Origin of the sequence: Myxococcus sp. CA033 (assembly GCF_013336625.1) — a bacterium.
Classification (GTDB): domain Bacteria; phylum Myxococcota; class Myxococcia; order Myxococcales; family Myxococcaceae; genus Myxococcus; species Myxococcus llanfairpwllgwyngyllgogerychwyrndrobwllllantysiliogogogochensis.
Genome location: NZ_JABUMU010000028.1, coordinates 93,719 through 106,792, shown reverse-complemented (window position 1 = coordinate 106,792; position 13,074 = coordinate 93,719). Strand labels below are relative to the sequence as shown.

Sequence of the window (13,074 nt, the reverse complement as noted above, 5' to 3'; positions counted from 1 at the left end):
GTGGCATCGAGAGCCGGGTGGCATCGAGTTGGAGAAGAGGCTCGCCACTCCGGAGGGCGCGACGAGCTGGACTCCGCCAGGGCGGGTCGTCCGGCGTCCCTCAGGGACTGACGATTCGCCCCAGGAAGAGCACGCTCTTCGTCTCCACCTCTTCGATGAAGAAGAAGAACGGGCGGTCCACCCGGAACTCCGGCGGGAGGGACACGGGGACGCCCTCGATGGCGGTGGCGGCGGCGGCCTCGGTGCCGCGCTCGTCCACGGCCACGAAGGTCTGGTGTTGCGCGCCGCTGAGCATCAAGCGCTCCTGCCGGGTGATTCCAGACAGGTCCGCCCGGGCGCCGAAGGCATCCACCATGCCCAACGCCTTCAGTGCGTCGACGACGGAGAGCGACTGGCTCACCTCGAAGCGAGGCATGCTCAGCATCACGCGATGGTCCCTCAATTGCGCGCGCACGGTGTCGAGGAAGGCGGCGGACAGGCGCTGCTCCACGTCCTGGAAGCGATTCGCATCGGGAATGACCAGAAGCATGCGGAAGGCGCGCCCCGCGTACGGAAGCGCGATGGCGTCATAACCATCACCCTCCGCGACGGGGAACAGCCAGGAGGTGTTCATCGTGGGGACAGGGGTCGTGGCTCCGTCCAGCCCGTGGAAGGGCTCCGAGCGGGTCCCCTGGGACATGAACGGCGCACGCCAGCTCCCCTTGAAGTACAAGGCATTGGCCAGGACCAGGCGCGTGTCCGGACGCACCTCGCCCTCGGGAATCAGGTCCTGGATGCGCCCGTTCGTCTTGCCGGAGACCCAGTCGTTGATGGAGCGACGCACGCCGTCCGCGTCCGCGGCGAAGTCCACCGCGTGCAGACCGGCGCCATGGTGCTCGGCGAGCACATCCAGGTAGGACGCCTCCAGGGGATAGCCCTGCTGGCTCCACAGGGCATTCACCGTGCGGAAGGTCGGCGCATCACCGGTGTCGCCATGCGACTGGCCGGCCTGGGCCTGGAGCGCCAGGTCCAATCGGTTGAGCGCGGGATGCAGCCGCTCCTGAGGCAGCGTGAAGCCCAGCGCCCGCGCCATCTGCGCCGCGGTGTCACCGCGCGCTCCGGCGTACACCATACTGAAGGCCCGGGTGAGGCTGAGCGGAGACAGGACGACATTCTCTCCGGGCTTGTCCACCTGCCGGTACATGGCCACGCCGAAGTCGGTGTTGCTCGCGACGAGCGAGGCGAAGTCGGTGTCGGAGACGACAGGCGCCGCCACCCGTTCCTTGTTGGAGGCCACCAGTTCCCCGGGAGCCGGAGTCTCGTCCTCCATGGGCGTCTGGCCGTCGGAGTGGCAGGCAGCCAATCCCAACAGCGCGGTGAATACACAAGCCTTCAGCGGGGTCGACGACATCGGGGTCCAGTCCTTTCGGAGTGCGGAGGACAGCCCTGGGAAGCAAGCGCCATGCGCATCCCTCCGGCCTGGGATTTCAATGGGTTGCCCTCGACGCGGGACGGCGCTCCTCGGATTTTCGAGGACAGGTCCTCGCCCCTTGAAGGAAATTCCGTGACGGCTGTTTCACCGAAACGGAAAGGCCTGGGATGACCAACCACCGGCTTACTCCAATCATCGTCCAGTCGGAGGACGTGGTCTCCCACGCCGACGAAGAGGTGGTTGCGGAAGAAGGCCCGTGAGTTCACGGGCCCCTTGGGGAGGGCGAGCTTCCGTCGGGGCCCGCACACGCGCCCGACACCGGAAAGCGGGTGGCGTGACGCGCGACGAGGGCCTTGCCCTGGAGCGCGAACAGACCGCCGTTGCCATACACGTAGAGCGTGCCCGCGTGGGACCTCAGACCGCGGAGCCTGCTCTGCTCCTTGCCCACCTGTTCGAAACACAGCTCCTTTCCCTCGGGCGTGAGCCGACCCAGCCCGTTCGCCGAGCACAGGCCAGGAAGTGGTGTGCGAGGACGGCGCGGACTACGTCTATGCCGACCTCTTCAACGACGACACGAACGTGGCGGAGACCCACTCCATCCTGCTCGCCTCCACCTCCGGAGAGAAATACGGTGACGGAAGAGTCTTCGCCCACGTACGGGTCGCGGCGACCGTGGCCACCGGTAAGGGCCGCGTGCTGCGCATGGAGCCGCTGTTGATGGCGCCTGGCGCAACGCTCATACATCAGAGGGATGGGGCCCAGTAGAGGGGAGGGAGGGTGCAGGGGGGCCGAGGAATGCCGCTGACGTGGCCGCCCGAGAGATGCACTCGTCCGGTGGACAGGCCGCGCAGCCCGCTTGGGGTACACGCCTGCCCAGACCTGCCCTGAGCCGTCCAACGACGCCGAGCGCTACTTCCTCTCGAGGGTGGCCGCGCAGCGGCTCGGCCGGCGCACCGTGGGGGTGGAAATCGAGGAGTAGTGCTACCGCGAGGTGGCCGCCCGGAGGCTTGAAGCGGCGGGACGCGAGTGCCCGGTGAGGGCAGCCTGACGTGCGCCCAAGCCCGCTCCGAAGTACCGGAGCGGGCATCGAGCTAAGTAGCCTGCAGCTCACCACCGGATTCGGGGCGGGAGCTACTCGCTGTGCGTCGCGCAGCTTGGCGATCTCGGGGAAGGTCGGTCCGCGCTAGGGCTCGCCCCCGGGCCCTACTGAATCTACTCCTCCGGGTCCGCAACTCTGTGGTGACTCCATGCAGTAGGGCGGATTCGCAGACGTGCCGGGGCAGCACGTCATCGCGCCTGGGTCGCGGCAACCGCTACTGCCATACGAAGCGCAAGTCCTGCGGCAAATAATACCGACACACGTATATGCAGCGGGGCAGGGCCCATCTTCAGGGAGACAGCGGTACAAGCCTTGCTCTTGCGCTTCGAAACTGGCCAGCTCTCCCTGCTCGTCCGCCGAAGTGCCACCACAGCCAGTCGCCGCGAGCCCCACTACGAATACACCCACCAGCAGTCCTCTGATGATGCTTTGCATGCGTCCCTCCGAGTGTGAACGTCGAGTCGGTGCAGCGATGCAATGGTAACACGTACAGCAAGTGCGGGTTGGTTGATGGCGCTGGTAGCGGCAACACGGTACATCTGGTGCAAGGATGGCGCAGCGCTGCCCCCTATTGACTCTCCACAATCCGTTCGTCCACGAGCACACGAAAGCGCAATGCGCCTCGCCCCTCGCCCACCACCGAGACGAGGTAGGAGTGTCTGGACCGCGCTGATGGCTCGGCCGCCCATGATGAGGGTGGCGTTCAGAGGCGTCTGCACGCCCTTGATGAGTCCCTGCCCGAAGTGATGCACCCGTCCGGTGGACAGGCCGCTTGAGCCCGCTTGGGGCACATGCCTGCCCAGACCGCGCTCCCCTCAGGTGGGTAGCAGGGGCCTGGACCTCGTGGCGCCGGATGCGCCTCAACACCCGGCGGCCTGGGTTGGCCCTCGTGCGGGGGCCAACCTCGCACAGGCTGGCGGACGATCAGCGCCTTGACCCACCCGTGGCCAAGGCGCGCACGCTCAGCCTCGAGCGCTGGGTATCCCGTCGCACCTCGAGGATGAGCTCGGACGTACGTGCCTTGCGGCTCTTAGGGATGAGATTGGATGTCGGCAATGATTGATCCGGCGCGGGATGCCCTTTCCGCCACTTCAAGAATGACAAGCCTTGCACTACAATGCGCGGAATGCGCACACCTCTCCACGCCGTTCCAGGACTCACCTGCGGGGTCGGGCTGCGGATTCTAACGAGCCTTCTCCTCGCGGCAGCGCTTGCTTGTGGCGAAGACGCGGGGATGAGCGTGGTCATCACCAGTCCCCTCGGTACAGCCTATGTACGCGATGCGGTGACGGTGCAGGTCGCGGTTCATGCGGGCACTCCCGATAGCGTGGAGTTGCTCCTGGATGGCAACGTCCTCGCGAAGCTCGTCGCTCCCTACCAATACACATGGGCCACCACTCATGTGCCAGAAGGCCAGTACCAGTTGACCGCACGGGTCCACCGTGGTTCCACCACCGCCGTGAGTCCGCACCTCGAGGTGGTGGTGGACCGCACGCCGCCGGAACTCATCTCCCGAAGCCCCACGCCTGGAAGTCCCGAGGAGTGGACTGGGGCTATTTCCTTCACGGCTTCAGAGCCGCTCCTCGTCGCCAGTCTCACGGATAGCAGCGTGCAGCTCAGAGCGGGCACGACGCCCGTACGCGCTCAGCGAGAACTCTCCACGGACGGGAAGACCGTGAGGGTTGCCTGCGACGAGCCCCTCTCTCTTCCCGTGGACATGACGCTGGACGTCACGGAGCAGGTCTCGGATCTGGCGGGTAACCACCTCATTCGCCCCACTGGCGTCTGGTCGTGGCACGCTCCTGCCTGGCGGCTGTTGGGGGCATCCGTGCATTCCGAGCCTGGTCGATACGCTGTCAGCACCGAGCAGCCATCGCTGGTGGTTCTTCCAAACGGAAAGCCTGTTGTGGCCTTCGAAGAGTGGAACTCCGTCGGCCCCTCTATGACCCTCAAGAGCATCGTCGCGCAATGGGATGGTGGTGACTGGCGCAGCATCGGTCCCCCCAATACCTACGGCTCCGGGAGGCTCGCGCTGGGGCTAGACAATGTCCCGCACTTCGCATGGACAGTCGATAGAACCGACTTTCATCTGCTCCGAAGAGACGGGGCTGCGTGGACTCCCATCCATGAATCCACTGGCAACGGCTATTCGTCGATCAACCGCTTTCTTTTTGGAATCGGCCCCAGAGGCCGCGCTGGCATTTCCGTGACCTGGTTCGACTCGGCCTCTTCGTCGAGCATGTCCTCGGTCCATGTCGGAGGAAGCGGGCCCTGGACGGAGGTACTTCCACCGCGCCGTGCGGAGATCTTCTCGCTGGCCATCGATTCCCTCCAGCGGCCATGGGTGGTGTACCAGGACGCTGGTTCGAATGAGCTGCGGGTGTTGCGTCTGGAGGGAACACAGATTTCAGCAGTCGGCGATTCTCTCCAGGTCGAGGCAGGCTCCTCCTCGGGTTCAGCGTATGCGGCGGATCTGAAGTTCGCGGCGGATGGCACGCCGGTGGTCGCATGGAGGGATGTGTCAAGCCTCTATGTCCAGCGATGGAACGGAACAGCCTGGACGAAGGTGGGGAACGCTCAATCGGTGCTTGGCTTCGGCTTTAGTAAACAGTCGGTCTCCCTGGCACTCGCACCCGAAGATGATGCTCCGGCCGTTGCCGTGGTCCAGTACTCCATGGGGCAGGAGGTGTCGGAACTCCGCGTCGTGGCATGGGACGGTTCTGGCTGGAATACGCTGCTGAGCGGCGTCCCGGCGGACCGGAGCAGCGAGCCCTTGCTTGCGCTCATGAGCGCGGGTCGCGTGGTTGTCGCCTGGGTCGCTCCGGCCAACGCCTCAGAGCCTGGGCCAGCCATGTTGCGCGTCCGCGCCAACCACTGACGCCGTGGAGTGCCATCCAGGGGCGCAAGACGCGAAGCACGCGGCCTGATTACGACCAACATGGCGTCTCAACAATCCGGTGCGGTACAGGGGCCCGCGCCGCGTCCTGGCGCTCACCAGGACGCGGCCGCGGGCTGTCTGAAGTATCAACGGCGGGGTGCTCGCGGTCGGTCATCCAGCGGGCGCTCCTCGACGGGAGGCGCCGCTATGACTCCTCGTCCAGAACGCGGCGGCGCTACGGTGTGAGCGTCGCGTTGAACGAGTAGTGGCCTGAGCCCTGCGTCACGCCGGTGGTGGGAAAGGTGACAGGCATCGCGCCGTACGTCCTGCTGACCCAACGCTCGGTCCCTGACCCGCTGCCATAGGCAAGGACGGTGCTGCCGCTGTTCAACCCCACCACGAGCCAATAGGTACCCGCCGGGAGGGAGACCGGCGTGACGACGTTGACGGTGTTCCACCCGACCACGGGGACGAACGACGTTGTCGTCGCCTTGAGGCTGCCGGGCGCGCCACCAGCGAGGCTGTCATAGACGGCCAGGGTCAGGTTGCCAGTCGAGGTCCCCAAGGCCTTGACGTTGATTCTCAAGGTCTGGAGCGTGGCCGTTTGTGTCAGCGCAACCTGGTTGCCGACCAGCAGATCCGCGAGGCCCGAGTCCGTGCCCGACAGGATGTTCGTCTCACCGATGGTGATTGACGAACTCGAGCTGGTCACGAACGAGTTCACCTGACCCACGCCGGTGCCGTCGGTGCTGCTGGCGAGCGCGCAGAAGTAGTACGTGGTGCCAGCCGTCAGGCCGGTGAGGGGCTGATTGAAGCTGACCGAGGTGCTTCCGCCGCCAAGGCTGACGCCGCCGCTGGTCGGGGCGCGGGCCCCGAAGGTGTCGTTGCAGCTTCCGGGATGGGTCGCGCTGTAGCGGAACCAGCCGGTGGTCGCGGCACCATTGGGGGTGCCCGCCCCGTTCAACGTGGTGCTGCTCGAAGTGACGCTGGTCGCATCCGAGGTGACGACGGTTGGAGCGGCTCCCGTGGCCGAAGTGGTGAACGACAGCACCGCGCTCGCGGGCGTCACTCCCACCGGATTGCTGGCGATGGCGCAGAAGTAGTACGTGGTGCTCGCCGCGAGCCCCGTCACTGGCTGGGTGTACGTGAGCGTCGAGCCGCCGCTGCCCAGGCTCACGCCACCGGTGGCGGGAGCGCGAGTTCCAAAGGTGTCGTCGCAGCTGCCGGGGTGGGTGGAGCTGTACCGGAACCAGCCCGTGCTCTGCGCGCCATGGGGGTTGGCCGAGCCGTTGAGCGAGGCGCCTGATGCGCCGACATTGCTGGCCGCCGAGGTGCTCGCGGTCGGAGCCACGGCGCCGCTGCATGGGGCATTGGTGTTGAGGGTGAGCACCCAGTCGTTGCAGGTGGTGGACTGCGGCGCCGCGTCGTCGCAGTTCGACTGGTGGCTCGTGGTCCACGGAGGGGTGGTGAAGTCCTGGGTCCCGGTGTTGGCGAAACTGGTGCCGACGGTCGTGTACGCACCGTTGGTGGGGTTGAACCATTTGACAGTGGAGGTGCCGCACAGCTTCGTCATGTCCACGCGGACGGTGCGGGACGACGGGATGTAGATGACCACCGCCGACCCGTTGGAGGTCCGCGCGGTCGTCGCGTAGTAGTTGGTCCGGACGGCGTTGTTGCCATAGCAGCTGGTGCTGTTGCTCCCGCTGGTGCACATGCCCTGGGTCACGATGGTGCTCCCGTTGACCGGGTCACCAGGCCCTCGGTCGGGGACCAGGTCCCACCAGTTGAACCCACTGGGACCATCGAAGAAGGTCCGCAAGTGCTGCATGAAGATTGCGCCTGGGTGCGTCGGGTTGTTGAGCAGGGACTTGTTGGGGAACGGCGCCCCCAGTTGCCACTCATGGGACGCCCCGTAGAGAGTGCCGACGGAGCCGGAGGTGATGGACCACCAGGCCACCTTCCGGGTGTCTCGCCCAGTCACTCCTTCGTCTTCGTACTTGGGCTCCATCAGGAAGCTGGGCATGATCGCCGGCAGGGTTCGCCCGTAGTCGACGTGCTGTTTGTAGTACGCCGCGTTGTAGTTGTAGACGCCGCTGAGGGTGACAAGGCCTCCCCACACCGACCAGTCGCCATCCAGGGAGCTGGTCCCGGTGATGGGGGCGAGCTGGAGCACGAAGAGCTTCGGCTTGACGTTGTCCGTGCTCTTGATTCCGCTCGCCACCGCGGCCATGCGCGCCTTGTCATTGACGTCGACATCGAAGTAGTCGCCGCCCATCCACCAGACGATGTTGTGGTGGTTCTTGTAGCGGTTGCCGAGATACTGGCCGTACTGGTTCGCCCGTGTCGTTCCATTCGCGACGAGGGTCTCGTGGAAGCCGACGGGACCGTCGATGGGCGTCGTGAAGAGCACGATGTTGTTCTGGTTGGCGGCCGCCACCAGGGCATCGACCCGGGCGAAGTAGGCCTCGTTCGGCGTGCTCAAGTCCCAGCAAGGGCCATAGTCGCAAGTCTGGGCGAGCGTCCCGGTGAAGGGCTTGATGCCGTCCCAGGTGGAGGAGTCAGGTTTGGAGTAGTCCTGAATCAACCAGACATCCGCGGCGTTGACGCCCTGGCTGGCCTTGGTGGCGAAGATGGTATTGAAGTCTGCGGGGTCGACTCCGGTGACGATGGATTGGGGATTGAATCCGTTCACGAGGAACGGGACGTTGTTCTGGTCGACCAGATAGCGCTGGTTGGCGCTGACCTTCAGCGGGAAGGTGAAGGTAGGCCCGATGCTCTTCTGGCCCGTGGTGTCGAGAGCAACGGCGTCGTCTGAAGTTTCGACCTGCGCCGAACAGGCTGTCATCACCGAGCAGATGGCGCCGAGCAGGGCCATCCGTAGAAGGCGGGCAGGGCGGCCCGATTCAGAAACGCCAACGTCATTGGAACTGCATGTCCATGAGCTCATGAAACAACTCCGAGTAACCCAGCCAGCGAACCGGCTTCGCGGCTGGAATGAGGCACCCTGTTGTGCGCGAACCGGGAAGGAACCCCCGCGAAATCGCGGAGGGGCATCACGTCTGGACGAGGGGTCGTCCAGTCCGTGGTGCTCATCGTGCGGTGAGTGCGGCCCACGCTCCTCTGGAGGTCGGCACGGAGGGAATCACCTGGCAGGCGTCGATGACCTTCCTGTCGAACCGCATTCGCGCAACACCTTCGTCGAGAGTGTGGGGGCTCTACGCATGAGGCCCGCCAGACTTTCCTGGAACTTTACGGGGTGTTTTTCAGCAGCGGGGCCCCCCGGACAAGTCCTGCGCGGTGACGCGCGACCGAGGGCAGCCCCATGCGTGGTGCCGTCCGGCAGTGGGCGCTTCATCCGATAGGCGATGCGGCCGTCCTCCGCTCGTGACAGCCGCTCCAGCGCACCGGGGGCCCGCGCTTCTCACAGGTGCCTGTTACTCCATCGAATCAGTGCCCTGGACCAGTGACATCACATCGAGCTCCGCCCCAACCACATACAAGGGCTCCGGAGGAGTCAAACTCCACGTCAAGCACTGGCCGGCCAGGTTTCTGCCGTAGGCGGGGCCTTCGTGTCTGGGACCTAGATGGAAGGCACGATTCTTTCCGGGAAAGCCCTGCGATTCGTCAATGTAGACGGCGTAGGCGCCGACGGTGCAGGACGCAGGGTAGACATGGGACACCGGTGTCGTGCATGCGGCATCCGCGAAATATCCGGGCTCGAGGTTGATCAAGTGTTGGCTTGGATAGCAGCGAAGCGTGCCCGCGGGGTCCGACCTGAACGTACACCGCGTCTCCAATTGCGTATCGACAATCTGGGTGGGCATCTTCACGGCCCCTCCCAGCTCCACGCCGCGCACCGTGAGTCGGCCATGGGTCTTGAGGTCGACCTCCTTCGCCTCGACCCAATTCCTGGCGGGAAGCTCGGCGCCAGCCCGGTAGTAGCGGACGTACCGTGGCTGAGGCGGCCGAGGCTGGCACCCGGGGTTGTTTTCACCGAGGGAGCCATAGACCTGGCTGACTTCCTCGCCGACAGCCACGACATGCAGACCCGAAGGGCACGTCTCTTCCGGATTGGCATACACCGCGAAGCGCGGCGCGGTGCAGAAGAGGTAGGAGGTCGTCGCGAATGCAGGTTCGGTGCACGCCGGGTCTACCGAGGCGGAGGCGCTCGCGCCTGTCGACTCACCCGACGGCAAGCAGCGAAGTGTCCCGTCACGCGCCAACCGAACGGTGCATTCCGTATCGCGGGTGGTGTCTTGGAGCGACTGGAAGCTCTCCGAGCCATCCTCGCCCTTGATGGTGTAGGCCTTGATGCCCCTGCCGCTCTGCTTCTCCTGAAGGACGCCACGAACGAGGTAGTCGCTGGCGGCCACCTCGGGTCCCACCCGGTAGAGGTAGGCGGCGTATCTCACTTCCCGAACGCAATCTCCGTTGTAGTCCCGCTGGAAGTAGCTCTCACTCCAGGCCTCCCCCACGGTGTGGAAGCGTTGAAGCCCATCACAGGTGCCATCCGTCTTCGAGATGAGGGTGTTGGGGCCCGGGGGGGTGGAGAAGTAGGCGAGGGGGATGGAGCAGTTGGCGTCGGTGTAGCCCTGGAGGCGGCTGTCCTCGGCGACCGTGATGTTGCCCGTGTCGGAGGCTACGCAGTAGTAGGCCCCATCGGGCGCCGCTTTCTGCCAGGTACAGGGCGTCTGGAACTGGCTGTCATAGAGCTGCTTGAACCAGCGCAAGCCATCGCTCGTGGAGAGGACCCTGGCCTTGAGCCGTGAGCCGTCCACGTGGCGCTCGATGGGCTCCGTCGCCACGGGCTCCGTCGTATCACCGCAGCCCGCTCCCCAGAGTGCGGCCAGGACCAGCCCGGTATAGATGCGCCCCATGATGTTCTCCTCGAATGAGTCGATACAGGGCGTGGCATGACGGCCGCGCCCAGCCAGCGCTCGAGCCGGCATCCGTCCTTTATCGTGCCGAGGAGAGGTGATGGCAACCCGCCGGGTGTGATGGCCAACCAACAGGGGCCTCTTCTTGACTTCCGTGCGGGAGGCAACGGCCCCCCGAGCCTGAAGCCGGCACCCTCAATTCATCGATTCAGTCCCCTCGACGAGCGAGGTCGCCTCGATTTCCGCCCCAACCTCATACACGGACGCTGGCGGCGCCCCCTCCAGCTCCGCGCATCTTCCCGCTTGGGCACCGTCCGCCTGGACGACATAGACGGGGCCTTCGTGCTGGGGGCCCAGATGGAAGGCGCGGTACCGCAGCCGAGGGCCCTGGGCGAAGTCCACGAAGACGGCGTACCCGCCGACAGTGCAGGGCGCGGGGAAGACAGGGGACACCCGCGTCGTGCATGCGGCATCCGCGAAGTATCCGAGCTTGAGGTCGATGCCGTGGCCCGCGGGGAAGCAGCGTTCCGTGCCCGAGGGGTCTGGATTGAAGAAGCACTCCGTCCCCAACTGTGTGTCGAAGAGCCTGGCGGGAACCTTCACCGCCCCTGCCACCTCCGCGCCGCGCACGATGAGACGGCCATGCGCCTTGAGGTCGATCTCCTTCGCCTCGGGCCAGTTCGTGGCGGGAAGCTCCGCGCCCGCCCGGTAGTAGCGGCCCTCCCGTGACCCAGGTGTGAGTGGCCGGCACGTGGGGTCGACTGCACTGGCGGGCGCGTAGACCTGGGTGACTTCCTCTCCAACCGCGATGACCTTCAAGTTCGGAGAGCACGCATCGTCCCCGTCGCTCATCAGCGAGAATCGAGGCCGGGTGCAGGCGCGGGGGGTGAACGTGGTGAGCGCGGGCTCGGTGCATGTCGGGTCCACCGAGACCGAGGCGAGCCAGCCCCTGGGTTCGCTGCTCGGAAGGCATCGAAGCTTCCCGTCACGCGCCCGGTTGACGACGCAGTTTGTGTCGTGGGTGGTGTCCTGGAGCGTCTCGAAGGTCTCCGACCCATCCTCGCCCGCGATGACGTAGGCCTTGATGCCCCCGCCACTCTGTTTCTCCCGCAGGGTCCCTCGAACGAAGTGGTCGCCAGTCACGAGCTCGGGGCCTATCCGGTAGTGGGTGGAGTGGCCCAGCGGTTCCCGGATGCAATCCCCGGCCTGGTTCCGGCGGTAGTAGGCCCCCGTCCAGGGCTCCCCCACGGAGTGGAAGCGTTGCAGCCCTTCGCAGGGGTCATCTGACCTCCTGATGAAGGTGTTCGGACCCGGCGCCTGGAAGAGGTCAGCGAGCGGGTCGGTGCACTCGGCGTCGGTGTATTCATCGTCGTGGCTGAAATGCGAGCCACCTCGGGACACCAGGCCCACGCCGTCGTCCACACAGTAGTAGGCACCATCGGGCGCGGCCTTCTGCCAGAAACACGTTGCCTGTCGCTGGCTGTCGTAGACCCGCTGGAACCAGCGCAGGCCATCGCTCGTGGAGATGACCTGGGCCTTGAGCCGTGAGCCGTCCACGTGGCGCTCGATGGGCTCCGTCGTCACGGGCTCCGTCGTATCGCCGCAGCCCGCTCCCCAGAGTGCGGACAGGATCAGCCCGGTATAGATGCGCCCCATGATGTTCCCCTCGTATGAGTCGATACAGGGCGCGGGATGCCGGCCGCGCCCGGCCAGCGCTCGGGCTGGCCTCGTCTCCCTATCGTGATTCGAAGAGGTTGATGTCACTGCGATGTAACCGCGAGTCCGTCGCCCGCATCTCCCTGCTCGATTCACGAGCGCATCCAGGCGCTCTGCGTGGAGGAAGACGCACTCGCGGAGGAGGGGGACCCCGCGGCGGCGTTGCGGTCCTTCAAGACCGCGTTCCAGCTGAGCCCCGAGCCGTGGCTGGACCAAGAGGCCACCACGTGGGTCCGCACGGCCATCGGTGACATGTTCTTCCAACTGGGAGATTTCGCGCGGGCACGGACCGCGCTCCTGGATGCGGTCCGGGCGCCCGAGGGTCTGCTTCCTCAAGACGCCGCTGCGCCCACCCCAGGGCGCCTGACGCCCAGGGGTGGACTGTCGCGGGATGCCCGGTGGTGCGCCATCACCGGCCCAGGGTGATGACAACGTCGGCCGAGAAGGTCCTCGCCCTCATCCCGACCCTTCGGTCGCCAAACAGGCAGATTTCCTTGCAGTGGTCGAAAGCCCTCCCGTCCCCAGGGATACAAGCGGTGAGCGCGTCCCCGCCCCAGCCTGCTCCATCATCGGCCTCGGCCATGAAGTAGACCCACGACTCCTGCGTCGTGAGGACATGGACCTCCTGATTCAGGCCGATTCCCCACCACCCGCGTGTCAGGTGCCCCCCCAGCGAGCCCCCACAGCTGGCGGCGGCGGGGAACGCGATGCAAATCCAGATGAATGAACCGTAGGTGTTGCGAAAACGCACCTGCCGGTTGCTTGCCTTGGTTTCGCCATCCAACGAGACAACCCGCGGCTGGGTCATCAAGTCTGGGATCGCCGGAGGACCGCCCTGGATGATGCCTGGAGGTTCGTACACGGTGTTGAACGGATTGAGATCAATCCGTGGGCGCGTCTGATAGCCGCGTCCGGGCGAGGGGGGGACGCCGTAGGGCCCGGTTGGGGCCGGGAGGTCACTCCCCTCGGCGGCCCATGCATTGGACGGCCGCACGGGGAGAATCCCGCTGGCGCCCATGCCCAACACCGCGCCCGCGCGAAGAAAGCTCCGCCTGTTCATCGAAGGCCTGTTTGATTGATGCATACGAGTCCT

Annotated in this window: 9 protein-coding genes; 4 read left to right on the top strand and 5 right to left on the bottom strand. The window is 65.7% G+C overall.

Annotated features, from left to right (window positions below; all coding sequences use genetic code 11):
• Positions 1-100 precede the first annotated feature (100 nt).
• Positions 101-1,390: a serpin family protein gene (locus tag HUA78_RS39510; RefSeq protein WP_174478569.1), complete on the bottom strand. Its 1,290-nt coding sequence runs from the start codon at positions 1,388-1,390 to the stop codon at positions 101-103.
• 543 nt (positions 1,391-1,933) lie between these two features.
• Here HUA78_RS39510 and HUA78_RS39505 point away from each other — a divergent pair.
• From HUA78_RS39505 to HUA78_RS39500, 3 genes are all read left to right on the top strand, one after another.
• A complete protein-coding gene (locus HUA78_RS39505; protein WP_174455735.1) occupies positions 1,934-2,176 on the top strand; it encodes a hypothetical protein in 243 nt (80 codons plus the stop codon).
• A gap of 91 nt (positions 2,177-2,267) precedes the next feature.
• Positions 2,268-2,390: a hypothetical protein gene (locus HUA78_RS47360; RefSeq protein ID WP_256433636.1), complete on the top strand. Its 123-nt coding sequence runs from the start codon at positions 2,268-2,270 to the stop codon at positions 2,388-2,390.
• A gap of 1,354 nt (positions 2,391-3,744) precedes the next feature.
• The gene (locus HUA78_RS39500) at positions 3,745-5,388 is read left to right on the top strand and encodes an Ig-like domain-containing protein (protein WP_174455732.1); all 1,644 of its coding nucleotides are present in this window, start codon (positions 3,745-3,747) and stop codon (positions 5,386-5,388) included.
• Between the two features lie 235 nt (positions 5,389-5,623).
• Here HUA78_RS39500 and HUA78_RS39495 read toward each other — a convergent pair whose 3' ends face one another.
• The 3 genes from HUA78_RS39495 to HUA78_RS39485 all read right to left on the bottom strand — a co-directional run bounded on the left by HUA78_RS39495 (position 5,624) and on the right by HUA78_RS39485 (position 11,921).
• Complete coding sequence (locus HUA78_RS39495) at positions 5,624-8,263, bottom strand: DUF4038 domain-containing protein (RefSeq protein WP_174478568.1); 2,640 nt, start codon at positions 8,261-8,263, stop codon at positions 5,624-5,626.
• 559 nt (positions 8,264-8,822) lie between these two features.
• Positions 8,823-10,265 (bottom strand): hypothetical protein, encoded by a 1,443-nt coding sequence (locus HUA78_RS39490; RefSeq protein WP_174478567.1) that lies wholly within the window; start codon positions 10,263-10,265, stop codon positions 8,823-8,825.
• A gap of 195 nt (positions 10,266-10,460) precedes the next feature.
• Positions 10,461-11,921: a hypothetical protein gene (locus tag HUA78_RS39485; RefSeq protein WP_174455729.1), complete on the bottom strand. Its 1,461-nt coding sequence runs from the start codon at positions 11,919-11,921 to the stop codon at positions 10,461-10,463.
• Positions 11,922-12,098: 177 nt separating this feature from the next.
• On the opposite strand from HUA78_RS39485, the gene HUA78_RS39480 reads away from it, so the two are divergent.
• A complete protein-coding gene (locus HUA78_RS39480) occupies positions 12,099-12,407 on the top strand; it encodes a tol-pal system YbgF family protein (protein WP_174455728.1) in 309 nt (102 codons plus the stop codon).
• On the opposite strand, the gene HUA78_RS46045 is transcribed toward HUA78_RS39480, so the two are convergent.
• Positions 12,391-13,065, bottom strand: coding sequence for a twin-arginine translocation signal domain-containing protein (locus HUA78_RS46045; protein WP_217442772.1), 675 nt, complete (start codon positions 13,063-13,065; stop codon positions 12,391-12,393). The genes HUA78_RS39480 and HUA78_RS46045 overlap by 17 nt on opposite strands.
• Positions 13,066-13,074 lie beyond the last annotated feature (9 nt).